General features: G+C 72.2%; 24 protein-coding genes. 18 read left to right on the top strand and 6 right to left on the bottom strand.

From position 1 onward, the window contains the following. Positions 1-60: 60 nt before the first annotated feature. Positions 61-1,020: a LysR family transcriptional regulator gene (locus tag AB0C75_RS10940; RefSeq protein WP_362889243.1), complete on the top strand. Its 960-nt coding sequence runs from the start codon at positions 61-63 to the stop codon at positions 1,018-1,020. A 20-nt stretch (positions 1,021-1,040) separates the two neighbouring features. On the opposite strand, the gene AB0C75_RS10935 is transcribed toward AB0C75_RS10940, so the two are convergent. Beyond that, entirely contained in the window at positions 1,041-1,754 is a 714-nt protein-coding gene (locus AB0C75_RS10935) for a gamma-glutamyl-gamma-aminobutyrate hydrolase family protein (RefSeq protein ID WP_362889241.1), read from the bottom strand. A 112-nt stretch (positions 1,755-1,866) separates the two neighbouring features. Further along, positions 1,867-2,604 carry an FCD domain-containing protein gene (locus tag AB0C75_RS10930; protein WP_362889239.1) on the bottom strand — a complete coding sequence of 246 codons (738 nt, stop codon included), beginning with the start codon at positions 2,602-2,604 and terminating at the stop codon, positions 1,867-1,869. A 77-nt stretch (positions 2,605-2,681) separates the two neighbouring features. On the opposite strand from AB0C75_RS10930, the gene AB0C75_RS10925 reads away from it, so the two are divergent. Genes AB0C75_RS10925 through AB0C75_RS10910 form a run of 4 tightly spaced genes read left to right on the top strand, consistent with a single transcriptional unit; the run spans position 2,682 to position 7,151 of the window. Then, entirely contained in the window at positions 2,682-4,043 is a 1,362-nt protein-coding gene (locus AB0C75_RS10925) for a glutamine synthetase family protein (RefSeq protein ID WP_362889237.1), read from the top strand. Positions 4,044-4,051: 8 nt separating this feature from the next. Beyond that, complete coding sequence (locus AB0C75_RS10920; protein ID WP_362889235.1) at positions 4,052-5,416, top strand: aldehyde dehydrogenase family protein; 1,365 nt, start codon at positions 4,052-4,054, stop codon at positions 5,414-5,416. A 3-nt stretch (positions 5,417-5,419) separates the two neighbouring features. After that, positions 5,420-6,226, top strand: a complete 807-nt coding sequence (locus tag AB0C75_RS10915) for a 3-oxoacyl-ACP reductase (protein WP_362889233.1) — start codon at positions 5,420-5,422, stop codon at positions 6,224-6,226. Between the two features lie 4 nt (positions 6,227-6,230). Then, positions 6,231-7,151, top strand: a complete 921-nt coding sequence (locus AB0C75_RS10910; RefSeq protein ID WP_362889231.1) for a DUF2510 domain-containing protein — start codon at positions 6,231-6,233, stop codon at positions 7,149-7,151. A 71-nt stretch (positions 7,152-7,222) separates the two neighbouring features. Here the strand turns inward: AB0C75_RS10910 and AB0C75_RS10905 are convergent, their stop codons facing one another. Next, positions 7,223-8,425 (bottom strand): amino acid deaminase/aldolase, encoded by a 1,203-nt coding sequence (locus AB0C75_RS10905; RefSeq protein WP_362889229.1) that lies wholly within the window; start codon positions 8,423-8,425, stop codon positions 7,223-7,225. A gap of 356 nt (positions 8,426-8,781) precedes the next feature. Between AB0C75_RS10905 and AB0C75_RS10900 the strand changes: the two genes are divergently transcribed. Both AB0C75_RS10900 and mycP read left to right on the top strand, forming a co-directional pair. Continuing rightward, positions 8,782-9,651, top strand: coding sequence for a hypothetical protein (locus AB0C75_RS10900; protein WP_362889611.1), 870 nt, complete (start codon positions 8,782-8,784; stop codon positions 9,649-9,651). Further along, positions 9,648-10,883, top strand: coding sequence for a type VII secretion-associated serine protease mycosin (gene mycP, locus AB0C75_RS10895; protein ID WP_362889227.1), 1,236 nt, complete (start codon positions 9,648-9,650; stop codon positions 10,881-10,883). The genes AB0C75_RS10900 and mycP overlap by 4 nt, the downstream gene beginning before the upstream one ends. Before the next feature lie 62 nt (positions 10,884-10,945). Here mycP and AB0C75_RS10890 read toward each other — a convergent pair whose 3' ends face one another. Beyond that, the gene (locus AB0C75_RS10890) at positions 10,946-11,839 is read right to left on the bottom strand and encodes a serine hydrolase (RefSeq protein ID WP_362889225.1); all 894 of its coding nucleotides are present in this window, start codon (positions 11,837-11,839) and stop codon (positions 10,946-10,948) included. Positions 11,840-11,925: 86 nt separating this feature from the next. Here AB0C75_RS10890 and AB0C75_RS10885 point away from each other — a divergent pair, with 86 nt between their 5' ends. Then, positions 11,926-12,654 (top strand): SseB family protein, encoded by a 729-nt coding sequence (locus tag AB0C75_RS10885; protein ID WP_362889223.1) that lies wholly within the window; start codon positions 11,926-11,928, stop codon positions 12,652-12,654. A gap of 62 nt (positions 12,655-12,716) precedes the next feature. On the opposite strand, the gene AB0C75_RS10880 is transcribed toward AB0C75_RS10885, so the two are convergent. After that, entirely contained in the window at positions 12,717-13,082 is a 366-nt protein-coding gene (locus AB0C75_RS10880; protein WP_362889221.1) for a DUF1844 domain-containing protein, read from the bottom strand. Positions 13,083-13,471: 389 nt separating this feature from the next. On the opposite strand from AB0C75_RS10880, the gene infC reads away from it, so the two are divergent. From infC to AB0C75_RS10830, 10 genes are all read left to right on the top strand, one after another. Then, a complete protein-coding gene (gene infC / locus AB0C75_RS10875; protein WP_362889609.1) occupies positions 13,472-14,134 on the top strand; it encodes a translation initiation factor IF-3 in 663 nt (220 codons plus the stop codon). 121 nt (positions 14,135-14,255) lie between these two features. Beyond that, on the top strand, positions 14,256-14,450 hold the full coding sequence (rpmI, locus tag AB0C75_RS10870; RefSeq protein ID WP_099176763.1) for a 50S ribosomal protein L35: 195 nt from the start codon (positions 14,256-14,258) through the stop codon (positions 14,448-14,450). 115 nt (positions 14,451-14,565) lie between these two features. After that, on the top strand, positions 14,566-14,949 hold the full coding sequence (gene rplT / locus AB0C75_RS10865) for a 50S ribosomal protein L20 (RefSeq protein ID WP_003970214.1): 384 nt from the start codon (positions 14,566-14,568) through the stop codon (positions 14,947-14,949). A 163-nt stretch (positions 14,950-15,112) separates the two neighbouring features. Beyond that, positions 15,113-15,952, top strand: coding sequence for an RNA methyltransferase (locus tag AB0C75_RS10860; protein ID WP_362889219.1), 840 nt, complete (start codon positions 15,113-15,115; stop codon positions 15,950-15,952). A 146-nt stretch (positions 15,953-16,098) separates the two neighbouring features. Then, positions 16,099-17,268: a HAMP domain-containing sensor histidine kinase gene (locus AB0C75_RS10855; RefSeq protein WP_362889217.1), complete on the top strand. Its 1,170-nt coding sequence runs from the start codon at positions 16,099-16,101 to the stop codon at positions 17,266-17,268. Between the two features lie 113 nt (positions 17,269-17,381). After that, a complete protein-coding gene (gene pheS, locus AB0C75_RS10850) occupies positions 17,382-18,509 on the top strand; it encodes a phenylalanine--tRNA ligase subunit alpha (RefSeq protein WP_362889214.1) in 1,128 nt (375 codons plus the stop codon). After that, positions 18,509-21,019: a phenylalanine--tRNA ligase subunit beta gene (gene pheT / locus AB0C75_RS10845; protein WP_362889212.1), complete on the top strand. Its 2,511-nt coding sequence runs from the start codon at positions 18,509-18,511 to the stop codon at positions 21,017-21,019. The genes pheS and pheT overlap by 1 nt, the downstream gene beginning before the upstream one ends. 363 nt (positions 21,020-21,382) lie before the next feature. Then, positions 21,383-22,723, top strand: coding sequence for a transcriptional regulator (locus AB0C75_RS10840; protein ID WP_362889210.1), 1,341 nt, complete (start codon positions 21,383-21,385; stop codon positions 22,721-22,723). A gap of 98 nt (positions 22,724-22,821) precedes the next feature. After that, positions 22,822-23,352: an NUDIX domain-containing protein gene (locus AB0C75_RS10835; protein ID WP_362889208.1), complete on the top strand. Its 531-nt coding sequence runs from the start codon at positions 22,822-22,824 to the stop codon at positions 23,350-23,352. 177 nt (positions 23,353-23,529) lie between these two features. Continuing rightward, positions 23,530-24,312 (top strand): alpha/beta fold hydrolase, encoded by a 783-nt coding sequence (locus AB0C75_RS10830; RefSeq protein WP_362889206.1) that lies wholly within the window; start codon positions 23,530-23,532, stop codon positions 24,310-24,312. Positions 24,313-24,457: 145 nt separating this feature from the next. On the opposite strand, the gene AB0C75_RS10825 is transcribed toward AB0C75_RS10830, so the two are convergent. Further along, the gene (locus AB0C75_RS10825; protein WP_362889204.1) at positions 24,458-25,663 is read right to left on the bottom strand and encodes a cytochrome P450; all 1,206 of its coding nucleotides are present in this window, start codon (positions 25,661-25,663) and stop codon (positions 24,458-24,460) included. Positions 25,664-25,720: the final 57 nt, after the last annotated feature.

The raw sequence follows: 25,720 nt of genomic DNA, 5'->3' as shown, positions 1-25,720 counted from the left end.
TCGGCGGGCCGGGCGCCGCCCACCAGGAAGCGCCGGGCTATGAGGTCATAGGCTGGCCTTATGTCCAGTCCAGTGACCCCGCACTCCGCCCTGCCCCACCGGGTTCCCGACCTGGGAGCCATGGTGCTGCTGCTGGCCGTCGCGCGGCACGGGAGTCTGGGCCGGGCGGCCCGGGACGTCGGCATCAGCCAGCCCGCCGCATCCGGCCGCATCCGGTCGATGGAGCGGCAGCTCGGCGTCGCGCTCCTGGACCGCTCGCCGCGCGGATCCCGGCTGACCGACGCGGGCGCCCTCGTCACCGACTGGGCGCGCAGGGTCGTCGAGGCGGCCGAGGCCTTCGACGTCGGGGCCCAGGCCCTGCGGGACCGGCGCGACTCCCGGCTGCGGGTGGCCGCGAGCATGACCATCGCGGAGTATCTGCTGCCCGGCTGGCTGATCGCCCTGCGGGCCGAGCGCCCCGGGACCGCCGTGTCCCTGCTCGCCGGCAACTCGGCGACGGTCGCCCTGCGACTGCTGGCCGGCGAGGCGGATCTGGGCTTCGTCGAGGGACTCTCGATACCGGAAGGGCTCGACGGCACCGTCATCGCGCACGACCGGCTCGTCGTCGTGGTCGCCCCGTCCCACCCGTGGGCGCGCCGGGCCACGCTGACCCCGGGGGAGCTCGCCGAGGCGCCCCTGATCCTGCGGGAACACGGTTCGGGCACCCGCCAGGTCCTGGACGCGGCGCTCGCCGTGCACGGCGGACTCGCGCGCCCCCTGCTCGAACTCTCCTCGACCACCGCGGTGAAGGGTGCGGCGGAGAGCGGCGCGGGGCCCTGCGTGCTGAGCGAACTCGCGCTGGATGAGGAGCTGTCCGCGCGCCGCCTGGTCAAGGTCCCGGTGGCGGGCGTCAGGCTGCGCCGTCAGCTGCGCGCGGTCTGGCCCGCCGGCCACCGGCCCACCGGACCCGCCCGGGACCTGCTCTCGCTGACCGCCCGCGCGCCGGGCGGGACTCCGGGACGGCCCGGCCCCGAGCACTGAGCGGCCGGGGTACGGGAACCTCAGGCCGAGGGCACTGCGGCCCCGGCCCTGGCCGCCGCCACCAGGGCCCGCATGATGCGCAGGTCGTCACCCATCTCGGGGTGCCACTGGACCCCGAGCACCCACCTGGAGCCCGGGAGCTCGATCGCCTCCACCGTGCCGTCCGCCGCGTGCGCGGAGGCCGTCAGGCCCGGCGCGAGCCGGTCCACGGCCTGGTGGTGGTAGGTGGGTACGGACGTCTCCTCGGGCACGAGCGAGGCGTACAGCGTCCCGGGGACCGGCGTCACCGGGTGCTCGCCGAGCACCCCGGCCTTGCCGAACGGGCCCGTGTGGCCGTCCAGATGCTGGGTCAGCGTGCCACCCAGCGCCACATTGAGAAGCTGCATGCCCCGGCAGATCCCGAGGACCGGGGTGCCGGCCTCCGCCGCGGCGCGCAGCAGGGCGACCTCCCAGGTGTCGCGTGAGTGCGCGGGCGGTCCTGTCCTGAAGTCGCGCTCCGCGCCGTACAGCCCGGGATCGACATCGGCGCCGCCCGCGATCACGAGACCGTCCACCCTCGACACGGCGGCCATCGCCCTCGCCGGGTCGTCGGGCGGCAGCAGCGCGGCGAGTGCGCCGGAGCGCTGGACCAGCGCGGGATAGGCGGAGGGGAGCACCGCCGCGGGGAGTTCCCAGACGCCCCAGCGAGCCGCCGGCTCCAGATAGGTCGTCACGCCGATGAGCGGTTCGTGCATGGTGCGGTCCCTCCGGCGGCCGGTCTGCGGGCCGGCCCGGTGCAATGGTGTTGCGTCATACCTTTGTTCGTACCGGGCCGTCGCGCAAGAGCGGTGATCCGGAAGGGCGGGATCAAGCCAGGAAGCCCCGGAGCAGCGCGGCCGTTCCCGCGCAGTGCTCGCGCATCACCGCCCGTGCGCCGTCCTCGTCGCCGTCGAGCACCGCGGCGACGAGGGCCGTGTGCTGAGCCTGCGAGTGTTCGAGGTTGCGCACCAGCAGGGGGATGCAGTCCAGCAGGTCGTTGACGCCCGCGCGCACGGTCGCGTACCGGGCGGCGAGGGAGGGGGAGCCGGAGAGCTCGGCGAGCGTGAGGTGGAAAAGGGTGTCGATCCTGCGGTAGTCGGGCAGAGGTGCCTCGTGTGTCGCCGCCAGAGCCCTACGCAGCCGGTCCGCCCCCTCGCCGTCGAGTCCGCTCGACGCGCAGAGCCCGGCCGCCCCCGACTCCAGGACCTCCCGGAAGAGCAGGACGTCCTCGATGTCGACGTCCGCCACCCGGCGGCGCAGCTCGTCGCCGTCGGCGGGATGGGCGCGGGGGAGCACGAACGTACCGCCGTACCGCCCGCGTCTGGCCTCGATCAGGCCCTGGTCCTGGAGGACCCTCAGCACATCGCGCAAGGTCACCCGGCTGATGCCGAGCAGTCCGGCCAGCTCGCGTTCCGCGGGCAGCCGCCCACCGCCCGGCACCAGGCCGAGCCTGACCACCTGGAGGATCTGCTCCAGCGCCTCCTCGAAGCCGTTGCCCGCCCGGACGGGCCGCAGCGCGGGCAGCAGCCCGTCGAAGGACCCGGATTCCCCCGTCTCTTCCGCCACGTCCCGATTCCCTTCCCCCCAATGGTCTCCTCCCATACCTTAGAGGGTCCACCGGCTGACCGAACGAGGAGTATCCCGTGGCAGACCGACAACCCCCGCTCGGGACCGACGAGCTTCGCCTGCTCGTGGAGCGGGGAGAGATCGACACCGTCGTCCTCGCCTTCACCGATATGCAGGGCAGGCTCCAGGGCAAACGGTTCGCGGCGTCCTTCTTCCTCGACGAGGTCCTGGAACACGGCACTGAGGGCTGCAACTACCTGCTCGCCGTCGACACGGACATGAACACCGTCGACGGATTCGCCATGTCCTCCTGGTCCAACGGCTACGGCGACTTCGCGATGCGCCCCGACCTCACGACCCTGCGCCGCATCCCCTGGCACGAGGCGACCGCCCTGGTCATGGCCGACCTCACCTGGGAGGACGGGCAACCGGTCGTCGCCGCGCCCCGCCAGATCCTCAGGCGGCAGCTGGAGCGGCTCGCCGCCCACGGCCTGACCGCCCACGTCGGCACGGAACTCGAATTCATCGTCTTCAAGGACACCTACGAGCAGGCCTGGGACCGCAACTACCGCGGCCTCACCCCGGCCAACCAGTACAACATCGACTACTCCGTCCTCGGCACCGGCCGCATCGAACCGCTGCTGCGCCGCATCCGCAACGAGATGGCGGCCGCCGGGCTCACCGTCGAATCCGCCAAGGGCGAGTGCAATCCCGGCCAGCACGAGATCGTCTTCCGCTACGACGAGGCCCTCGTCACCTGTGACCAGCACGCCGTCTACAAGACCGGCTCCAAGGAGATCGCCGCCCAGGAAGGCGTCGCGCTCACCTTCATGGCCAAGTTCAACGAGCGCGAGGGCAACTCCTGCCACATCCACCTCTCGCTCCAGGACGCCGACGGGCGCAGCGTCATGGCAGGCGACGACGGCGCGATGTCCCCCGTGATGCGGCAGTTCCTCGCGGGCCAGCTCGCCGCCCTGCGCGACTTCTCCCTGCTGTACGCGCCGAACATCAACTCCTACAAGCGTTTCCAGCCAGGATCCTTCGCCCCGACAGCCGTCGCCTGGGGCCGCGACAACCGCACCTGCGCGCTGCGTGTCGTCGGACACGGCCGCTCGCTGCGCTTCGAGAACCGGCTGCCCGGCGGCGACGTCAACCCGTACCTGGCGGTCGCCGGCCTCGTCGCCGCCGGGCTCCACGGCATCGAGCAGGAGCTGGAACTCCCCGACCCTTGCGAGGGCAACGCCTACACCGCCGGATACGACCAGGTCCCCACCACACTCCGCGAAGCCGCCGCCTTCTGGGAGAACAGCGAGCTCGCCCGGGAGGCCTTCGGCGACGACGTCGTCGCGCACTACCGCAACGCGGCCCGCGTCGAACTGGAGGCCTTCGACGCGGCGGTGACCGACTGGGAGCTCCGCCGCTCCTTCGAACGCCTGTGAGGCACCCCGTGATCCATGAACACCGCGTCCTGAACCCGGCGACCGAAGAGCTCGTCGCCACCGTCCCCGCCACCTCCGCCGCCGACGTCGACACCGCTGTCATCCGCGCCGCGGCGGCCCAGCGGACCTGGGCCGCCCTGGCCCCCGCCGACCGCGCCCGGCTGCTGCGCCGCTTCGCCGTCCTGGTCGACGAACACGCAGAACGGCTGGCCCTGCTGGAGGTCACCGAAGCTGGACACACCCTGGGCAACGCCCGCTGGGAGGCGGCCAACGTCCGGGACCTGCTGGACTACGCGGCCGGGGGAGTGGAACGCCTGACGGGGCGCCAGATCCCGGTACCGGGCGGCGTCGACCTCACGTTCCTCGAACCCCTGGGTGTCGTCGGGGTGATCGCCCCCTGGAACTTCCCGATGCCGATCGCCGCCTGGGGCGCGGCCCCCGCCCTCGCCGCGGGCAACGCCGTCCTCCTCAAACCCGCAGAGACGACCCCGCTCACCGCCCTTCAGCTGGCCAGGATCGCCCTGGACGCCGGCCTGCCCGAACACCTCTTCCAGGTGCTGCCCGGCGCGGGGGACGTGACGGGTGACGCACTGGTCAGGCACCCGGGCGTGGCCAAGATCGTCTTCACCGGTTCCACCCGCGTCGGCAAGCAGATCATGGCCAGGTGCGCGGACCGGGTGAAGCGGCTGACCCTCGAACTCGGCGGCAAGAGCCCCAACATCGTCTTCGCCGACGCCGACATCGAGACCGCCGCGGCATCGGCGCCCATGTCCTTCCTGGACAACGCCGGGCAGGACTGCTGCGCGCGCACCCGCATCCTGGTCCAGCGCTCCGTGTACGACCGCTTCCTTGAGCTCCTGGCCCCGGCCGTCTCCTCCGTCGTCGTGGGCGACCCCTCGGACGAGAAGACACAGATGGGCCCCCTGATCTCCAGGGCCCAGCTGGAGCGCGTACGCGGACTCGTCCCCGAGGGCGCCGACGGCATCCGGGGCAGCGCACCCACAGGACCCGGCTTCTGGTTCCCCCCGACCGTCCTGACCGGGACCGCCCCCGACGCCCCCGTCGCCACCGAAGAGGTCTTCGGCCCGGTCGCCGTCGTCCTGCCCTTCGACGACGAGGACGACGCCGTCCGGCTCGCCGACGCCACCGAGCACGGCCTGGCCGGCTCCGTCTGGACCCGTGACGTGGGCCGCGCCCTGCGGGTCTCGCGGGCGGTCAGGGCCGGGAACCTGTCCGTCAACTCCCACTCCGCCGTCCGCTACTGGACCCCGTTCGGCGGGTACAAACAGTCCGGACTCGGCCGTGAACTGGGGCCCGACGCCCTCGCGGCCTTCACCGAAACCAAGAACGTCTTCATCGGCACGGAGGCCTGACACATGACCACCGACTCCGGGAACATCTGCCGTCGGCTGACCGGCCGCACCGCCGTCATCACCGGGGCGGGCAGCGGCATCGGCCTCGCCACCGCGCGCCGGCTGGCATCGGAAGGAGCGCACGTCGTCTGCGGCGACATCGACGAGCGTGCGGGCATGGCCGCGGCGAAGGAGGTGGCGGGCGCCTTCGTGCCGGTCGACGTCACCGACCCCGGTCAGGTCGAGGCGCTCTTCGCCGCGGCGCACGACACCTACGGTTCCGTCGACATCGCGTTCAACAACGCCGGCATCTCGCCGCCCGACGACGACTCCATCCTCACGACGGGGCTCGAGGCCTGGAAACGCGTCCAGGACGTCAACCTCACCTCCGTCTACCTCTGCTGCAAGGCCGCCCTCCCCTACATGCGGAGCCAGGGGCGCGGCTCGATCATCAACACCGCGTCCTTCGTGGCCAGGATGGGCGCCGCGACCTCCCAGATCTCGTACACCGCGTCCAAGGGCGGCGTCCTCGCGCTGTCCCGCGAACTCGGCGTGCAGTTCGCCCGCGAGGGGATCCGGGTCAACGCCCTGTGCCCCGGGCCGGTCAACACCCCGCTGCTCCAGGAGCTGTTCGCCGCGGATCCGGAGCGCGCCGCCCGCAGGCTCGTCCACATCCCGCCGGGCCGGTTCGCCGAGGCCACGGAGATCGCCGCAGCCGTCGCCTTCCTGGCGAGCGACGACTCCTCGTTCGTCAACGCCACCGACTTCCTCGTCGACGGCGGCATCTCCGGGGCGTACGTGACCCCGCTCGACCTGACCTCTCTAGAGTGAGGACATGAGCAACGCCACTCCGCCCGGCTGGTACCCGGACGTGAACACACCCGGCACCGAGCGCTGGTGGGACGGCACGACCTGGACCGGCCACGCCCGCTCGGCCGCCGTCACCCAGCTGTCGGAGCTCCGGCCGGGGCCCGCGCGCGGCTCGTCGGGTACCAGCACACGGACCGTCGCCATGACGGTCGTGGGCCTGGCCGTCGTGGCCGTCGCCGTCACCGGGTTCCTGATACTGGGCGGGGACGGCGACGACACACCGACAGGGTCCGCGACCGGCAGCAGTGCGCCGCCCACCGCCACGGACAGCGCGAGCGCGGCCGGCCCGACGCCCTCCGGGGACTCGAGCGACTCAGGTGACCCCACGGTGCTGGTCGATCAGCTCAACGGGGTCACCCTCCCGGTTCCCGACGGCTGGGAGAAGCCCGAGAGCACCATCGAGGACGACCCCACGATGCGTACGGTCGGCTCCTATTCCTGCCCGGGCGACTCGGGAAGCTTCTGCTACCACGGCACGGTCACGGTCCACACGGCGAACGGCACCGATCTCACGGACGTGAAGGCGCTGGCCGAGGACGACATCGGGACGGCGGCCGACCACGCCTACGAGGAGGACACCGTCGGCGACCTCATCCACGGGGGCATCACCTCCCACAAGGACCTGGCGTCCAAGCCGGTGACCGTGGCGGGGCGCAGCGGATACCTGGTGCGCCGCCAGGTCACCACGGGCAAGGGCCCCGGCGGATACGTGGAGTCGCTGGTCTTCCCCTCCGCGGTGGGCAGCGAGACACCGGTGATCGTGCGCTTCGCCTTCGACGCGGGACAGGACGCGCTGCCGCTCTCCCTCATGGACACCATCACCGAGGGCATCCGCCCGATAGGCGACGCCACGAGCGGTGGGGTGGGCAGCAGCGTGGCGCCCTGACGCCCTCGTGCGTGTTTCGAAACGCCTGCCCCGCCCTTCGGGCGGACGGCGCTACTTTCGAAGCACGCCCCTCAGAGGAAGGTGCGGCCCTCACCGCGGTACGTCGGCACGGTGGCCGTGATCCGCTCGCCCTCGATCAGCCGCAGCTCGTCGAAGCGCTCGCACAACTCACCCGCCTTGGCGTGCCGGAACCACACCTTGTCGCCGATCAGCAGATCGTCCGCGGGGGCGCCGAGCAGCGGCGTCTGGACCTCACCAGGGCCCTCCTGCGGGTCGTAGCGCAATCCTTCGGGCAGATACGGCACCGGCAGCCGGTCGGCGCCCGCGGCCCCGGACGCCGGATAGCCGCCGCCCAGCACCGTCACCACGCCCACGCCCGGCCGCCGCACCACGGGCTGGGCGAACAGCGCCGCCGGACGGCCGGTGAACGAGGTGTAGTTGTCGAACAGCCTCGGTACGTAGAGACCGGAACCCGCCGCGATCTCCGTCACCGCGGACTCGGCTGCGGTGTGCTGCACGCTGCCGGTGCCCCCGCCGTTCACGAACTCCAGGCCCGGTGCCACCGCGCGGACCGCCCGCACCACCTCCGCGCGCCTGGCCGTCAGCTCCCTGCGGGCCGCCGCCTGCATCAGCCGGACCGCGCGCGACCGCAACGGCCGGCCGGCGATCGAGTCGCCCACACCGGCGACATGGCCCTCGTACGCCATCAGCCCCACCAGGCGGAAACCCGGCCTGCGGTCCACCGAGCGGGCCAGGTCGGCCAGTTGGGCGGGGGAGCGCAGCGGGGAGCGCAGGGCGCCGATCCTGACCCGCCCGCCGAGCAGCCGCAGCGAGGTGTCCAGCTCCAGGCAGACCCGGATCTCCTCCGTGCCGCCGGCCCGTGCGGCGTCGATCAGCTCCAGCTGCGCGTGATCGTCCACCATCACCGTGACGGCCGCCGCGAGCTTGGGATCGGCGGCCAGTTCGGCGTACGCGGCGCGGTCGGCCGACGGATAGGCCAGCAGTACGTCGTCGAATCCGGCGCGCGCCAGCCACAGCGACTCCGCGAGGGTGAACGACATGATGCCCGCGAAGCCGGGCCGCGCGAGCACCCGCTCCAGGAGGGCACGGCAGCGCACCGACTTGCTCGCCACCCGGATCGGTTTCCCGCCCGCCCGGCGCACCAGATCGGCGGCGTTGGCGTCGAAGGCCTCCAGATCGACGACCGCCACAGGGGCGTCGAGATGGGCGGTGGCCCGGTCGTACCGGCTCCGGTCAGCGGCGCGGACAGTCATGGACGCAGCTTGCCAGACGGCCGTACCACTGGGTAGGGGGACGTTCGGCGCAGATCGTCCCTGACCCCGCGTCCGTTCCCACGGGGTGCCCTTCACCCCGTAGAGTGACCGTCACACGATCGACCGGCGGGCCCGTGCGCAGCGGTGGCCCGTGGGCGGTGCGGGGACGTGGACCAGGGGGACGGATGAGTACCGAGGCGCAGCGCGCTCCAGTGCCGCCCCGACCGACCACCCCGCCGCCCGTGCCACCTGCGCCGCCTGTGGAGACGACCGCCCAGCTCCGGCCCGTACCTCCCGCGCCGTCCTCACCTCCCCCGCAGCCGCCCGCCGCCACCAGGCGCAGACCCGTCGGCGCGGTGGACCTCACCCCGCGCCCCGGCGCGACCCCGCCCCCGCCCCCGCCCGGGGCGTACTACGCGCCCGCGGAGAAACCGGCCGAGACCACCACCCGGCTGCGCCCCGTCAAGGCACGGCGCCCCGGCAGGACCGCCGCCGCCGCGGTGTGCGCCGTGCTCGGCCTCGGGCTCATCGGCGGCGCGGTCACCGGCAGCTGGCTCACCGGCGACTCGGCCGCCGAGTCCGGCGACGTGAGCCCGTACACCGTGACCCGTTCCCTCTGGCACAGCGAGCCCGTCGACTCCCTCTTCCCGCGCACCCTCAAGGGCGACGGCGCCGGTCCGGGAGCCACCGACCGGGTCTGGACCAGGGTCGCCGTCGCGGGCGACAGCGGGTGCGAAGCAGGACTGGATCCGCTGCTGCTCAAGACGCTCGGCCCGGTCGGCTGCGAACGCCTGGTGCGCGCCACCTACACCGACGCCACACACAGCAGCGTCACCACCGTCGGCATGGTCTTCACCGAGGCCGGCACCGAGGCGATGAGCGCGCTCAGCACCCGGTTCACCACCCAGCACCTCGCCGGGCGCTCCGACCTGATGCCCCGCACCTACCCGGTCAAGGACACCGTCGCCGCGGGCTTCGGCGACGGGCAGCGCGCCAGCTGGACGGTCCATGTCCTGACCGGACTGCCGGTCGTCGTCTTCGCCGTCTCCGGCTTCGCCGACGGCCGCGCGGTCGCCGAGCCGCAGCCCGCCGCCGAGGCCATGGCCGCCGGCGCCACGACCGCCCCCGCCCAGGCGGGACTCGGTCACGAGGCGAAGGGAATCGCCGACCGGGTGGAGCGCGCCCTGCGCAGGACCGTCACCGACCGCACGGAGAAGCCGGAATGACCCGCCCCCGCCGGCTGCGGGCACTCGCCGCGGTGGCCACGGCCACCGCCTTCGCGCTGCTCCCCGCCGTCCCCGCCCACGCCGACGCCATCCGCGACCAGCAGTGGGGCCTGGAGGCCCTCCACACCGACACGGCCTGGCAGACCACGAAGGGCAAGGGCATCACCGTCGCGGTCCTGGACACCGGGGTCGACGACGACCACCCCGATCTCGCGGGCCAGGTGCTCCCGGGCAAGGACCTCATCGGCTTCGGGGCGGAAGCGGGAGACCACTCCTGGGCCCTGCACGGCACCGCGATGGCCGGCATCATCGCGGGCCGCGGCAACGGCCCCGGGCGGGCCGACGGCGTGCTCGGCGTCGCCCCGGAAGCGAAGATCCTGCCCGTGCGCGTGATCCTGGAGTCCGGCGACCCGTCGCGCGCCAAGGCCCGCGAGTCGCGTGGGACGGCGCTCGCCGACGGCATCCGCTGGGCGGCCGACCAGGGCGCCGACGTCATCAACCTCTCCCTCGGCGACGACAGCGAGTCGGCCCACCCGGAACCGGGCGAGGACGCCGCGGTGCAGTACGCCCTCGGCAAGGGCGTCTCCGTCGTCGCCTCCGCCGGCAACAGCGGCGAGAAGGGTGATCGGATCTCCTACCCCGCCGCCTACCCCGGTGTGATCGCCGTCGCGGCCGTCGACAAGTACGGCACGCACGCCGCGTTCTCCACCCGTCGCTGGTACGCCACCGTCAGCGCGCCCGGCGTCGACATCGTCGTGGCCAACCCCGACCGGCAGTACTACATCGAGTGGGGCACGTCCGCCGCGTCCGCGTTCGTCTCCGGGGCCGTGGCCCTCGTGCGCGCCGCGCACCCGGGACTCTCGCCGGACCAGGTCAAGACCCTGCTCGCGGACACCGCGGGCAACGCCCCGTCGGGCGGCCGTGACGACGCCAGGGGCTACGGACTGGTCGACCCGGCCGCCGCGATCGAGGCCGGGGCGAAGCTGAGCCCCGGGGGTCTGAGGGCGGAGTCAGCGAAGGCCGGCTACCGCAAGGAGTACTTCGGCTCCGGCCCCGCCCCGCAGGCGGACGACGGAGAACCGGCCGGCTGGCTGGCCCCGACCGCGGGCGGCCTCGGAGCCGCGCTCCTCGCCCTGGCCGTGGTGCTGTGGCGCGGCAGGAGGCCGGGCGGCAGGGGACCCGGCGGGGCCCCGCCCGGTCACGGCCCGTTCCCCGCCCGCCCTCTGCGCTGACCCTGCCCGTGCGCTGCCCCGGCCCGGCCCTTGTGCTGAGCGACCGGACCGGTCCACCCGTCTCAGCCCGGTCCGGTCACACCGACGGCCGCCTTCGCGACCGTCTCCACCAGCGCGATTCCCGCCTCCTTCGACGCGTGTCCGCGCGACAGCACCGCCACCAGCACGGTGTGCCCGCCGCTCTGCACCCGCCCGATGCTGTTGACGTCCCACAGCCCCGTCGTCGTCCGGGGCATCCAGCCGTTCTTCAGCACGGCGTCGGTGCCCGCCGCCGACACGCCCCACCGCTGGTCCGCCTCGACCTCGCCCATCAGCCCCTCCAGATACGCCCGCGAGGCCGCCGAGAGCTTCGAATCCGCCCCGGACACCGCAGCGAGCAGGCGCACCTGGTCGGCGGCCGTGGTCTGGGTCAGCCCCCATGCGTGGGAGGCCTCCGTCCCGGTCAGCCCCAGCCGTGCGTTGGCCGCGTCGAGGCCTTCCTGCCCACCGATCACCTTGAGCAGCTCGGTGGCCGATGTGTTGTCGCTGCGCTGGATCATGGCCTCCGCGTACGCCTGCTCGGCGCCGCTCAGCTGCCGGTCCTCGTCCTGCGCCTGGAGCAGCAGCGCCGCCAGGATGTCGACCTTGACGATGCTGGCGGTGTCGTACGTCCCGTCGCCGTACGCGCCGCCCGCGCCGCTCTGCGTGTCCAGCACGGCCACCGACACATCGGCGCCGTCCGCCAGGGGCGCCAGCGCGTCGGCCAGCTCCGCGTCGAGATCCACTCCGGCCTCCTCGCTCGGGCCCGCCGTGGCCGGCGGGCTCGACGCGGACGATACGGCGGCCACGGTCGCGGACGCGTCACCCGGAGGGTGACCCACCAGATACGCGCCGCCCGCGGCGGAACCGGCCGGCAGCACCGCGGCCGCGGCCACGAGACCGGACCGCGCGGTCCCGCGCGTTCTGTGACGGGACATGGCCCGGACGCCGGGCAGCCCAGCCGGCAGCAGCCTGTGCCCCACCTGTCGCCCGGGCAGGAGAACCGACCCACTACGCTCGTCGTGTGGCGCTCAAGAACATCCCGGACTCCGGTTTCTCCGACGACGACGGCACCGCCTCGCCCGAACTGACGGCGGCCCTCACGGCGTGGGCCGACGACAGGACGGCCGTCGGCCCGGTCCTGGCGGCCCTCCGCGAGGCCCGGCTGCTCGTTCCCGTCGTCGCCGTGCTCGGCGAGGTCGAGGAGGACGAGAAGGGAATGCGCCGCGAGAAGACCAGCGACATGGCCGTACCGACCCTCCAGGCCGGCGACCGGCGTGCCCTGCCCGCCTTCACCTCCACCGCCTCGCTGGCCCGCTGGGACCCGCAGGCGCGCCCCGTCGCCGTGCCTCTGCACCAGGCGCTGCAGGCCGCCGCGCACGAGAAGGCGGACACGGTGGTGCTCGACCTGGCAGGGCCCGTCGCCTTCGAGCTGACCGGGCCCGCGCTGCTCGCCCTCGCCGAGAACCGCACCAGCACCGACCCCATCGACGACCCCGCCGTCGTCGCCGCCGTACGGGACGCGGTCGCCGCCGAGCCCTCGGTGCTGCGCGCCCATCTCGGCCCCGGCCGGGCCGACGGCACCCTCGCCCTGGTCCTCACCCCCGACGCCGTCGTCGCCGACGCCGCCCGCCGGGTCGCCGACGCGCTGTCCGCCAGCGAGGTGCTGCGCGCCCGGCTGGTGCGGGGGATCGACCTGGCACTGCTGCCGGCCGGTGCCGAGGCCCCGGGCGAACCGCTGTTCAGCCGCTGACACGCACGAGCCCGCCACCTGTCGCAGGCGGCGGGCTCGGAAACCGGAAAGGCGCGAGGCGGCTAGCCGTAGACGGGACCCGTGTACTTCTCGCCCGGGCCCTTGCCGGGCTCGTCCGGTACGAGCGAGGCCTCGCGGAAGGCCAGCTGCAGCGACTTCAGGCCGTCGCGCAGCGGTGAGGCGTGGAAGGTGCTGATCTCGGTGGCGCTCGCGTCGAGCAGCCCCGCCAGGGCCTGGACCAGCTTGCGGGCCTCGTCCAGGTCCTTGTGCTGCTCGCCCTCCTCGGTCAGGCCCAGCTTCACGGCTGCCGCGCTCATCAGATTGACGGCGACGGTCACGATCACCTCGACCGCGGGAACCTCCGCGATGTCGCGGGCCATGTCGTCGAAGCCGGGGTTCTCGGTGCTGGGAGTGGTCGCGTCGCTCATGCCCCACACGATAAGGCCACGTGGGCACGGCTCCTCCTGCGGGAGCCGTCCGGGCAGCGGGTTCGCAGCAGCCCCGGGGAGCTGCTAACCTTGTGTAACGACCGGCCGGACATCTATGTGCTCGGCCCACAAGTGGAGGCTCCGATCTCCCACCTGACCGTCCTCCGGGACGGCGGGTCACCGGTCAGGTGGCAGCCATCGTTCCGTACGGACGATGGGGCCGCCCGATAGCGCCCCGCGGTTGCACGCGACGGTGTTCCGGTAGTTCCAGGAGCCCCGCCTGTGTCCCGTCCGGGGCATTTTTTCTTTCCCGGCTCGGTTGGTCACTCAACAAAAGACGTTACGCGGCTGTCCGCCAGGCGGTCGCGTGGTGCTACCGAGGAGGATCCATCAGCGCCGAGCCCCGCATCAACGACCGGATTCGCGTTCCCGAGGTGCGACTTGTCGGTCCCAGCGGCGAGCAGGTCGGGATTGTCCCGCTTGCCAAGGCCCTGGAGCTCGCACAGGAGTACGACCTCGACCTGGTCGAGGTGGCGGCGACAGCCCGTCCCCCCGTGTGCAAGCTCATGGACTACGGGAAGTTCAAGTACGAGTCGGCCATGAAGGCCCGTGAGGCGCGCAAGAACCAGGCGCACACGGTCATCAAGGAAATGAAGCTCCGGCCGAAGATCGACCCGCACGACTACGACACCAAGAAGGGTCACGTCGTCCGGTTCCTCAAGCAGGGGGACAAGGTCAAGATCACGATCATGTTCCGCGGTCGTGAGCAGTCCCGCCCCGAGCTGGGCTTCCGACTGCTCCAGCGTCTCGCTTCGGACGTCGAGGACCTCGGCTTCATCGAGTCGAACCCGAAGCAGGACGGCCGGAACATGATCATGGTTCTGGGCCCGCACAAGAAGAAGACCGAAGCCATGGCCGAAGCCCGTGAGGCCCAGGCCGCCCGCAAGGCGGAGCGTCAGGGCTATGCCCCCGACGCCGAGTCCGAGGGTGAGACCGCTGAGGCCCCGGCCGCAGCGGCCGAGGCTCCGGCCGAGACACCTTCCGAGGCGTGACCTCCGGGGGCCGCCACCCAGGCGCCCCCGGGTCCCTCGGAAGCCACCCAAAGATCTGACGCCCCCGCAGTCCGGTGCCCGCACCGATGGGGGGCGCCACTGACGAGGAGAGAACGGCGCGATGCCGAAGAACAAGACGCACAGCGGTGCCAGCAAGCGCTTCAAGATCACGGGCTCCGGCAAGGTGCTGCGCGAGAAGGCCGGCAAGCGCCACCTGCTCGAGCACAAGTCCTCGAAGAAGACCCGCTCGCTGACCGGCACGGTCGTCGTGGCTCCGGCCGACGCCAAGAAGGTCAAGAAGCTTCTCGGCAAGTGAGGCGCGGCCTCCGGCTCACCCCGGAGGCGCGACCTCGATCCGACCGGGACCAATTCGTTTCCGGGCCGGGTGAGTCCTCAAGGCGACCACCCGACCCCGCTGCAAGGAGTTAAAAGTGGCACGCGTCAAGCGGGCGGTAAACGCCCACAAGAAGCGCCGGGCGATCCTCGAGGCGGCCAGCGGTTACCGCGGTCAGCGTTCGCGCCTGTACCGCAAGGCCAAGGAGCAGGTCACCCACTCCCTGGTCTACAACTACAACGACCGCAAGAAGCGCAAGGGCGACTTCCGTCAGCTCTGGATCCAGCGCATCAACGCGGCCGCCCGCCAGAACGGCATGACGTACAACCGCCTCATCCAGGGTCTGAAGGCCGCCAACATCGAGGTGGACCGCAAGATCCTGGCCGAGCTCGCGGTCAACGACGCCAACGCGTTCGCCGCTCTCGTCGAGGTCGCCCAGAAGGCCCTCCCGAGCGACGTCAACGCCCCGAAGGCCGCCTGACCCAGGCAGTACTTCCCGTCGTCCCAGCGATGTGAGCCGGACCCGCAGGCGTGAGCCGTCTGCGGGTCCGGTGCGTTGCAGCACGTGTCGCGTACGCAGTCAGCCGTACGCGGAGAAACGTACGCAGAGAAGCTGACTTACGCAGAGAGGCTCGCCGCCGACCATGGGCACCCCCGAACTGATCTCCGCGCGGTCGCCGCGAATCGCCGCCGCACGCCGGCTGGCCAGGCGTAATTTCCGCGGCAAGGAGCGCAGGTTCATCGCCGAGGGGCCGCAGGCCGTGCGGGAGGCGGCCGGGCACCGTGGCGGCGACGGCGAGCCGACGCTGACCGAGCTCTTCGCCACCGCCGAAGCGGCCGACCGCTACGACGGCATCGTCGACGCCGCCCTGGCCGCGGGCGCCCGGGTGCACCTCGCGGACGCCGAGGTGCTCGCCGACGTCTCGCAGACCGTCACCCCGCAGGGCCTGATCGGCGTCTGCCGCTTCCTGGACTCGCCCTTCGAGGACATCCTCGCGGCGAGGCCCACCCTGGTCGCCGTACTCGCCCATGTACGCGACCCCGGGAACGCGGGCACGGTGCTGCGCTGCGCGGACGCCGCGGGAGCCGACGCGGTCGTGCTCACCGACGCCTCCGTGGACCTCTACAACCCCAAGTCGGTCCGTGCCTCCGTCGGCTCCCTCTTCCATCTGCCGGTCGCCGTGGGCGTACCCGTGGAGCAGGCGGTGCAGGGGCTCCGCGACGCAGGCGTGCGCATCCTGGCGGCCGACGGCGCGGGCGAGGACGACCTCGACGACGAGCTCGACGCGGGCACCATGGGCGGGCCCACCGCCTGGGTGTTCGGCAACGAGGCATGGGGCCTACCCGAGGAGACGCGCGCCCTGGCCGACGCCGTGGTCCGGGTCCCGATCCACGGAAAGGCCGAGAGCCTCAACCTCGCCACCGCCGCCGCCGTGTGCCTCTACGCCTCCGCACGGGCCCAGCGCCCCCCGCGGGCCGGCTGATCCCGGGCCGCGGCCGGCCGACACCGATCGATACGGGCCACACCCCGCAGGCAGCCGCCCTGAGGGTGTCGCCGGGCGCCCGGCGCCTAGTAGGGTGACGAACTCGGGGGCCCACTGCACCGGTTCGAGAGGTGGGGTACGGGAAGATGGCTGTCGGCATGAGCAGGCCGCGAGCGACACACACGGCCGCCGTGCGCGCCCTTTCCGACGCGGCAGGCTCCGAAGCGGCACGTGTGAGCCCGGCCGACAGGGACCCCGCGACGGGCATCGGCCCGGACGACCTGCCCGACGGCCTCGTCGTCGCCGACGAGACCGGCACGGTCATCTGCTTCAACGCCGCCGCGGCCCGGATCACCGCCACACCCGCCGCCGCCGCGCTCGGCCGCGCCCTCGGTCAGGCGCTGCCCCTGGAGGACCTCAAAGGGCGACGCTGGTGGGAGCTGACCGACCCGTACGGCGGTCTCGCCACCCGGGTCGGACAGCCCGAGCGGAATCTCCTGCTCCCCGGCGGCCGTGAGGTCCTGGTGTCCGCCAGGTACGTACGCGAGAGCCCCACAGGCCCGGTCAGGCGGCTCGTCGTCTCGCTGCGCGGCACCGAGGCCCGCCGGCGTTCCGAGCGCAGCGATGCCGAGCTGATCGCCACCGTCGCCCATGAGCTGCGCTCCCCGCTGACCTCCGTCAAGGGGTTCACCGCGACGCTGCTGGCCAAGTGGGAGAGGTTCACCGACGACCAGAAGCGGCTGATGCTGGAGACCGTCGACGCCGACGCCAACCGCGTCACCCGCCTCATCGCCGAGCTGCTCGACATCTCCCGCATCGACTCCGGCCGACTGGAGCTGCGCCGCCAGCCCGTGGACATCTCCGCGGCCGTCGAACGCCACATCCAGGCGCTCACCGCGAACGGCCAGGCACCCGAGCGCTTCCTCGTGCTCACCCGCCGGCCGCTGCCCGCGCTGTGGGCCGACCCGGACAAGGTCGACCAGGTCCTGGGCAACCTCCTGGAAAACGCGGTGCGGCACGGCGAGGGAACCGTCACCATCGATATCGCCCCTGCGTCCGCACCGGGCAAGAACGACGAGAGCGGAACGGCAGTCACCGTGAGCGACGAAGGTCCCGGCATCCCCGAGGAGTCGATGGGCCGCGTCTTCACCCGCTTCTGGCGGGGAAGCAAGCGCGGCGGGACCGGCCTCGGCCTGTATATCGTCAAGGGCATCGTCGAGGCGCACGGCGGCACGATCACCGTCGCCAGGGCGCCCGGCGGCGGCGCCGAGTTCCGATTTATCCTGCCCGTGAGCACGCCGGCCTACCTGGTCTGAGCGCCCACGGGCTTCTTCGTCCGCCGGCGGCCCGTAGACTCGACTTTTGGCACCTTTGCGTCCTCAGTCGTCGAACCAGGGTCGCCACCAGCCAATCGGAAGCACGGGAAGAGATGTCGGCACCGAACAAGTCGTACGACCCAGTCGAGGTCGAGGCACTGAAACCGGAAGAGATCGAGCGTCTGCGGGACGAGGCGTTCGCCGCCTTCGCCGCCGCGGGCGACCTCGAAGCGCTCGCCCAGGCGAAGACCGCGCACACCGGTGGTACCTCGCCCCTGTCGCTCGCCAACCGGGAGATCGGCGCCCTGCCGCCGCAGGCCAAGGCCGAGGCGGGCAAGCGCGTGGGCCAGGCCCGCGGCGCCGTCTCCAAGGCACTGGCCGCCCGCCAGGCCGAGCTGGAGGCCGAGCGTGACGCCCGGGTGCTCGTCGAGGAGGCGGTGGACGTCACGCTGCCCTACGACCGCACCCCCGCAGGTGCGCGCCACCCCCTGACGACCATCATGGAGCGCGTCGCCGACGTCTTCGTCGCCATGGGCTACGAGATCGCCGAGGGCCCCGAGGCCGAGGCGGAGTGGTTCAACTTCGACGCCCTGAACTTCGTGCCCGACCACCCGGCGCGCCAGATGCAGGACACCTTCTTCGTCCAGGGCGCCGACGGCGCGAAGAGCGACGAGTCCGGTGTCGTGCTGCGTACGCACACCTCGCCCGTCCAGGCGCGCTCGCTGCTCAGCCGTAAGCCCCCCGTCTACGTGGTCTGCCCCGGCCGGGTCTACCGCACCGACGAGCTCGACGCCACGCACACCCCGGTCTTCCACCAGATCGAGCTGCTCGCCGTCGACGAGGGCCTCACCATGGCCGACCTCAAGGGCACCCTCGACCACATGGTCCAGGCGCTCTTCGGGCCGGACATGAAGACCCGGCTCCGGCCGAACTTCTTCCCGTTCACCGAGCCGTCCGCCGAGATGGACATGGTCTGCTACGTCTGCCGCGGCGAGTCCGTCGGCAACCCGGACCGCCCCTGCCGCACCTGCGGCAGCGAGGGCTGGATCGAGCTCGGCGGTTGCGGCATGGTCAACCCGAAGGTGCTCGTCGCCTGCGGCGTCGACCCCGAGAAGTACAGCGGATTCGCCTTCGGGTTCGGTATCGAGCGGATGCTGATGTTCCGCCACAACGTAGAGGACATGCGAGACATGGTCGAGGGTGACGTCCGGTTCACCCGGCCGTTCGGGATGGAGATCTGATGCGCGTCCCGCTTTCCTGGCTGCGGGAATACGTCGACCTGCCGGCGACGGAGACCGGCCGTGACGTACAGGCCAAGCTCGTCTCCGTCGGCCTGGAGGTCGAGACCGTCGAGCAGACCGGCGCAGGGCTCAAGGGCCCCCTGGTCGTCGGAAAGGTCCTGACCATCGAGGAGCTGGAGGGCTTCAAGAAGCCCATCCGCTTCTGCACCGTCGACGTCGGCACGGCCAACGGCACGGGTGAGCCGCAGGAGATCGTCTGCGGCGCCCGTAACTTCTCCGTCGGCGACAAGGTCGTCGTGGTCCTCCCCGGCGCCGTGCTGCCCGGTGACTTCGCGATCGCCGCGCGCAAGACGTACGGCAAGACCTCGCACGGCATGATCTGCTCGACCGACGAGCTGGGCATGGGCGATGACGGCACGCACGGCATCATCGTGCTGCCGCCGGAGTACGAGCCCGGCACGGACGCGATCGAGCTCCTCGAGCTCGTCGACGAGGTCCTGGACATCGCCGTCACGCCCGACCGGGGCTACTGCCTCTCGATGCGCGGCGTCGCCCGCGAGACCGCAATCGCCTACGGCCTGCCGCTGCGCGACCCGGCGCTCCTGGACGTCCCCCCGCCCAACGCCCACGGCTATCCGGTGAAGGTGTCCGACCCCATCGGATGCGGCAACTTCACCGCGCGTACGGTCACCGGTCTCCGGCCCGAGGCGCGCTCCCCGATCTGGATGCAGCGCAGGCTGCAGAAGGCCGGGATGCGCACCGTCTCGCTCGCCGTCGACATCACCAACTACGTGATGCTGGAGCTCGGCCAGCCGCTCCACGCCTACGACCGCACCCGCGTCCAGGGGACGATCGGGGTGCGCCGCGCCGAGCAGGGCGAGAAGCTCACCACGCTCGACGGCGCCAAGCGCGTCCTGGACGCCCAGGACCTGGTCATCACCGACGACCGCGGGCCGATCGGCCTCGCGGGCGTCATGGGCGGTGCCGACACCGAGATCGCCGACCACGCCGAGGACACCGGGACCACCGAGGTCGTCATCGAGGCCGCGCACTTCGACGCGATCTCCATCGCCAGGACCGCGCGCCGCCACAAGCTGGCCTCCGAGGCGTCCAAGCGCTTCGAGCGCGGTGTCGACCCGCAGGCCGCATCCGCTGCCGCGCAGCGCACGGTCGACCTGCTGGTCCTCCTCGCGGGAGGCACGGCAGAGGCCGGCGTCACGGAGATCACCGCCCCGTCCGCGCCGCGCTCCATCGCGATGCCCGCGAACCACCCCGACCGGGTGGCCGGTGTCGCGTACGGCCGTGAGACCGTGGTGCGCCGCCTCCAGCAGGTCGGCTGCGACGTCTACGGGCAGGACGAGCTGATCGTCACGGTGCCGTCCTGGCGCCCCGACCTCGCCGAGCCGAACGACCTGGCCGAGGAGGTCATCCGGCTGGAGGGGTACGAGAACCTCCCGTCGACCCTGCCGACGCCGCCGTCAGGCCGCGGGCTCACCGACCGCCAGCGGCTGCACCGCCGCATCGGCCGCGCGCTCGCCGGCGCCGGATACGTCGAGGCGCTCAGCTACCCGTTCATCGGCGACGCCGTCCTCGACCAGCTCGGTCTGGAGAAGGACGACGCCCGCCGCCGTACGGTCACCCTCGTCAACCCGCTCTCCGACGAGGAGCCCGCGCTGCGCACCACGCTGCTGCCCGGTCTGCTCGGCGCACTGCGGCGCAACGACGGCCGTGGCAGCCACGACCTGGCGCTCTTCGAGACGGGCCTGGTGTTCAGGCCCACAGGTCAGGAGACCAAGGCCGTACGGCTGCCCGTCGACCGCAGGCCCACCGACGAGGAGATCGCCGGTCTCGACGCGGCGCTGCCGCGTCAGCCGCGCCGCGCCGCCGTCGCCCTCGCGGGCGCCCGCGAGCAGGCCGGCTGGTGGGGCAAGGGCCGCCCGGCCGACTGGGCGGACTCCGTCGAGGCCGCGCGCACCATCGCGCGTGAGGCGGGCGTCGAGGTGACGGTCCGCGCCGACCGTCACGCACCGTGGCACCCCGGCCGCTGCGCCGCGCTGTACGTCACGGTCGACGGCGAGGAGACCCTCTTCGGACACGCGGGCGAACTCCACCCGCGTGTCGTCAAGGAGCTCCACCTGCCCGAGCGGACCTGCGCCATGGAGGTCGAGCTCGACGTCCTGGAGAAGGCCGTCGACGGTCAGCTCCAGGCGCCCCGTATCTCCACCTTCCCGGTGGCGACCCAGGACGTCGCGCTCGTCGTCGCGTCGGACGTGCCTGCCGAGGCGGTGGAGAAGGCGCTGCGCGAAGGCGCGGGCAGCCTGCTCGAATCGCTGCGGCTGTTCGACGTGTTCACCGGCGAGCAGATCGGTGAGGGCAACAAGTCCCTGGCGTACGCGCTGCGGTTCCGTGCCCCGGACCGCACGCTGACCGTGGAGGAGGCCTCCGCGGCCCGCGACACCGCGGTCGCCCTGGCCACCGAGCGCACGGGCGCGGTGCTGCGCGGCGCATAGGGACTGCCGCGGTGAGAAGGGGCGTATCCGGCCACCGGATACGCCCCTTCTGCTCTCGCCGGACGGCCAAGGGGACCGCACAGGGGGCGGTGCTGCCGTCGGGGCAGCGCGGGCTGTGCGATCCGGCGCCGCCCGTCCTGCCTCGGAGTGTCGGGCAGGCCGGCAGAACGAACGGCGCGGGTGTGGGTCGTCGAACTGTTACGAGGGGGAGCCGACGACCCGGCCGCCTCTTGCGAGGCACTCATTCAACCGAGCGGCGCCCCGGCGCGCGAGAGCGCACAGCAGGATGGTTCGGGCATTTTGTTCACACCCCGTGTGAAACGTGCTCCACTAGGCTCATTGCGACACGCACATGGGGGGGCAATGGAGCCCAACGTCCTGCTCGAATCCCTGATCGACGAGGCGGGAGTGTCCCGTGCCGGGCTGGCCGGCCATGTCAACCAGGCCGGCCGCGCCCGGGGGCTGTGCCTGCGCTACGAGCACACGGCGGTCGCCCGGTGGCTCAAGGGGCAGCGTCCGCGCGGGCAGGTCCCCGACCTGATCTGCGAGGTCCTCGCGGGCCGCCTCGACCGGCCCGTCACGCTCGACGACATCGGCATGGGCATCGCCGGGGCGCACACGGCGCCCGAGGCCGCCGGCCTCTCCGGGTTCGTCGAGCACGCGACGGCCCTGTGGCGCTCCGACGAACAGCAGCGCCCCCACCTCACCACCGCTCGGGCCGTCACGGGCACGACAGCGGTGATGCCGGTCTGGGAGTGGGAGAACCCTCCCGAGGACACCGATGTCTCACGGCCGGGGCCGTCCCGCGTGAGCATGGCGGACATAGCGATGCTGCGTGCGGCCCGGGCACACTACGAACAGATGTACCGGAAGGCGGGCGGGATCGCGACCAGGTCCCGCATCGTCGGCTTCCTCAACTCCGAGGCCGCGCCGCTGCTGCGCGGTGGGTACAGCGATGCGACGGGCCGTCAGCTCCACCGTGCGACCGCGGGCCTGGTGGCCGTCGCGGGCATCTGCGCGTACGACTCCGACGCCCATGGACTGGCCCAGCGCTACTTCCACCAGTCTCTGCGTCTGGCCAAGGCCAGCGGGGACCGGGGACTCGGCGGCTATGTGATCGCGCTGCTCGTGAACCAGTCGCTGTACCTGGCCGAATTCCGACGGTCGGTGGCCTTCGCGGAGGCGGCGCTGCGCGCGGCGGGCCCGCACATCACCCCGGCACTGGCCACCGATCTGCACGCGATGCAGGCCAAGGCCTACGCGCAGCTCGGCGACCACCGCAGCGCCCTGGAGTGCATCCGTCGTGCCGAGGCCGAGGCGGGCCGTATCCGCAGCGGAGGCGAACCGGACGAGACGGGGTACGTCCAGCCGGGACTGGTCAACGTCCAGGTGGCGGAGGCGCTGCTGCGGCTCGGGGATCTCGCCGGCGCCCGGGAGCACGCGGCTGCGGCCGTACGCTCCCCGGCGCACGATCGCGGGACCGTGCACCGGCTCGCCATGCTCACCCACCTCGAACTGTTCCAGGGCGAGGCGGACCGGGCGGCCCGCACGGCCTCGGAAATGGCGGAACGCGCCCGGGGCATGGAGTCCCAGCGGCTCCGGGACCGGCTGCGTTCCGTGTGGAAACACCTGGACGCGAGCGGCAGCGCCGAGGCGCGAGCGGCGGCCGGACTCATCGAGGGGGCGCTGCGCGTGCCTCTGTGAGCCGCGTCCGAGCCTCGTCCGAAACGCCTCCACGCGTTCCCCCACGGGGCGGACCCTGCTCCGATGTTGCCATCGACCAGTCGGAAGGTGGCAGAACTGTGCAGTGGACGAACTTGAGCGAACAGACCGTATATGAGAACCGCTGGTTCCGGGTCAATCTGGCGGATGTCGTTCTCCCCGGCGGCCGGCATCTCGACCACTTCCTCATCCGGCTCAGGGCGGTCGCCGCCGCGACCGTCGTCAACGAGGCCAACGAGGTCCTGCTCCTGTGGCGGCACCGCTTCATCACCGACAGCTGGGGCTGGGAGCTCGCCGCAGGCGTGGTCGAGGACGGTGAGGACATCGCCGCCGCCGCGGCACGGGAGATGGAGGAGGAGACCGGCTGGCGTCCCGGTGAGCTCTGCCCGCTGATGACCGTGGAGCCGGCCAACGGCCTCGTCGATGCCAGGCACCATCTGTTCTGGTCCAGGGAGGCGACGTACACCGGTCATCCCGCGGACGACTTCGAGTCCTCGCGCCGCGAGTGGGTGCCGCTCAAGCTGGTGCCCGACATGGTCGCGCGCGGTGAGATACCGGCGGCGAGCATGGCGGCGGGTCTGCTGATGCTCCACCACATGCGGCTGGGCTGAGCGCCCATGGCGGTGCGGCGGCCCGGCCGGGAGGATCAGGCCGTGGATCGCTGTCGCGCGGGGGAAGGAGAAGCCGACCGGCCGCGTAACGGTGGCGTGCACGGATGCCGTCGCGAACCCGGCCCGAAAGGGTCAGCGGGTACCCTGACCCGCCGAGCCGAAAGGAGCTGCTCCACGATGGCGCAGCCCGTTCTGCCCAGGAGCCCATGGTTCCGCACGTTTCACCCGCGCCCCGACGCCCGGTTCACCCTCGTGTGCCTGCCGTACGCCGGAGGGTCCGCGAGCGCCTTCTTCTCGCTGTCGGAACGCCTGCCCGCCGACATCGAGATCCTCGCCGCGCAGTACCCGGGACGTCAGGACCGGGTACGCGAGCCCTGCCTCGAGACGGTGCCGGACATCGCCCGAGGGGCGTTCGAGGAGCTGAGAGCGCTCGTCGCGGGCCGCCCCTTCGCCCTCTTCGGACACAGCATGGGCGGCGCTGTCGCCTTCGAGCTGGCCCGGTATCTCGAACGTGAGGGCCCTGCCGCGCCCAGCGCTCTGTTCGTCTCCGGCCGCCGCGCCCCGTCGATCGCCGGCGATCGTGGCATACGGTTCCTCGACGACGACGGCATCGTCGAGGAACTCCGGCAGCTGGAGGGCACCGACAGCCGGGTCCTCGACGAGCCCGAACTCCTGCGGCTCATCCTGCCGACGGTGCGCGCCGACTACGGCGCTGCCGAGACATACCACACCGGAGCCGACGCCCTGGTGGCCGGCCCGGTGGTGGCGCTCGCGGGGGACCGGGACCCCCATGTCACGCTCGACGAGGCGGCCGCCTGGCGCCGACACGCCACCGGTGCCTTCGACATGAAGGTCTTTCCCGGCGGCCACTTCTTCCTGACCGACCACGAGCCGGAGATCGCCGCGCTCATCGCCGAAACTCTGCGCGCCGGCACCGGCTTGGGACCCACTCACGGCTGAGGACGGTGCGAGGGCGGAACCGGACTTCCCGACGCAGGACGACGGCCTTGCCGTCGTCCTCACACTGGTCGAACACCTCGTCGGCCGCAGGGGCGCACATCCCGGACCCGATACGGCGCTCGACGTCCACCCCGGCCCTCACGGTTCACACGTCCCACGTGACCGGGAGGCTCTTCACCCCGTGGATGTCGGACAGCTCCGTGCGCATGACGATGTCCTCGGCCGGTACGGCGAGCCGCAGTGACGGGAAGCGGGCGACCAGCGCGGGGAAGCCGACGCGCATCTCGACACGCGCCAGTTGCTGGCCCAGGCACTGGTGGATGCCGTGGCCGAAGGCCATGTGCCCGCCGTCCTGCCGCCGGAAGTCGAGCACATGCGGGTCGGTGAAGCGCTCCGGGTCACGGTTCGCCGTGTTGTAGGACAGGATGAGCGACGAGCCGGCCCTGACGGTCCGGCCGCCGAGGCGGACGTCCTCCAGCGCCGTCCGCATGAAGGTCTTGCCGACACTGAGGTACCGCAGCAGTTCCTCCACAGCCCGGTCCGTGAGCCCGGGATCGGCACGCAGCGCGGCGAGCTGCTCGGGGTGGCGCAGCAGCGCGAAGGTGCCGAGCGCCAGCATGTTCGCCGTGGTGTCGAGGCCTGCCGCGAGCAGTACCAGCGTCATGCCCTGCAACTCCTCGTCGGTGAGGTCGCTGTCGGTGAGCTCACTGAGCACGTCGTCGGTGGGGTGCGCGCGCTTCGCGGCCACCAGCTCACCCAGGAGGTGCCGGGTCGTGGTGTAGGCGGCGACCGCTTCCTCGTCCTGCGCCTCGGCGTCCATGAACGACTCGAACTGGGTCTGGAAGAAGGCCCGGTCGGAGTGCGGTACGCCGAGAAGCTCACAGATCATCATGGCCGGGACCGGCTTGGCGAACGCGCTCACGAGATCCGCGGGAGGGCCGGACTCCTCCATGGCATCCAGGTGTTCGGCGGTGATCTGCTCCACGCGCTCGGTGAGCTGCCGCATCCTACGCACGGTGAACTTGCCCATCAGCGGCCTGCGGTAGCGGCTGTGCTGCGGGTCGTCCATGAGGAGGAACTCGCCCAGCGGCACCGGAGGCAGTTCCAGGCCGCCGTAGTCGACGGTCGGATGACGCATGAATTCCCGCCGGGAACTGAACCGTGGGTCGGAAAGCACCGACTTGATCAGGTCGTACCCCGTGACCAGCCAGCCGACGTGTCCGCCGGGGAACGTGTAGCGGCTGAGAGGGCCGTGGCGCCGGGCTTCGAGCAGCTCCGTCGGAGGGTCGAAGGGGCAGCCGGGTTGCCGCGCCGTGGGCAGTGTGGAGACGGTGTGCAACGGGTCACCCATGACCCTTCCTCATCTCGCGAGAGAACGAATTCGACAAAGCCCGGAAGATACGGCTCG

The organism is Streptomyces sp. NPDC048565 (assembly GCF_040650935.1).
Taxonomy (GTDB): Bacteria; Actinomycetota; Actinomycetes; order Streptomycetales; family Streptomycetaceae; genus Streptomyces.
This window is presented reverse-complemented; position numbering and strand designations above follow the sequence as displayed.

Coding starts and splice junctions, on each gene's coding strand:
- AB0C75_RS10910 (WP_362889231.1), top strand. CDS start 6,231: ATGAGCAACGCCACTCCGCCCGGCTGGTACCCGGACGTGAACACACCC.
- AB0C75_RS10855 (WP_362889217.1), top strand. CDS start 16,099: ATGGCTGTCGGCATGAGCAGGCCGCGAGCGACACACACGGCCGCCGTG.
- AB0C75_RS10860 (WP_362889219.1), top strand. CDS start 15,113: ATGGGCACCCCCGAACTGATCTCCGCGCGGTCGCCGCGAATCGCCGCC.
- AB0C75_RS10880 (WP_362889221.1), bottom strand. CDS start 13,082: ATGAGCGACGCGACCACTCCCAGCACCGAGAACCCCGGCTTCGACGAC.
- AB0C75_RS10940 (WP_362889243.1), top strand. CDS start 61: ATGTCCAGTCCAGTGACCCCGCACTCCGCCCTGCCCCACCGGGTTCCC.
- AB0C75_RS10890 (WP_362889225.1), bottom strand. CDS start 11,839: ATGTCCCGTCACAGAACGCGCGGGACCGCGCGGTCCGGTCTCGTGGCC.
- pheT (WP_362889212.1), top strand. CDS start 18,509: ATGCGCGTCCCGCTTTCCTGGCTGCGGGAATACGTCGACCTGCCGGCG.
- AB0C75_RS10825 (WP_362889204.1), bottom strand. CDS start 25,663: ATGGGTGACCCGTTGCACACCGTCTCCACACTGCCCACGGCGCGGCAA.
- AB0C75_RS10915 (WP_362889233.1), top strand. CDS start 5,420: ATGACCACCGACTCCGGGAACATCTGCCGTCGGCTGACCGGCCGCACC.
- AB0C75_RS10905 (WP_362889229.1), bottom strand. CDS start 8,425: ATGACTGTCCGCGCCGCTGACCGGAGCCGGTACGACCGGGCCACCGCC.
- AB0C75_RS10830 (WP_362889206.1), top strand. CDS start 23,530: ATGGCGCAGCCCGTTCTGCCCAGGAGCCCATGGTTCCGCACGTTTCAC.
- pheS (WP_362889214.1), top strand. CDS start 17,382: ATGTCGGCACCGAACAAGTCGTACGACCCAGTCGAGGTCGAGGCACTG.
- AB0C75_RS10840 (WP_362889210.1), top strand. CDS start 21,383: ATGGAGCCCAACGTCCTGCTCGAATCCCTGATCGACGAGGCGGGAGTG.
- AB0C75_RS10935 (WP_362889241.1), bottom strand. CDS start 1,754: ATGCACGAACCGCTCATCGGCGTGACGACCTATCTGGAGCCGGCGGCT.
- mycP (WP_362889227.1), top strand. CDS start 9,648: ATGACCCGCCCCCGCCGGCTGCGGGCACTCGCCGCGGTGGCCACGGCC.
- rpmI (WP_099176763.1), top strand. CDS start 14,256: ATGCCGAAGAACAAGACGCACAGCGGTGCCAGCAAGCGCTTCAAGATC.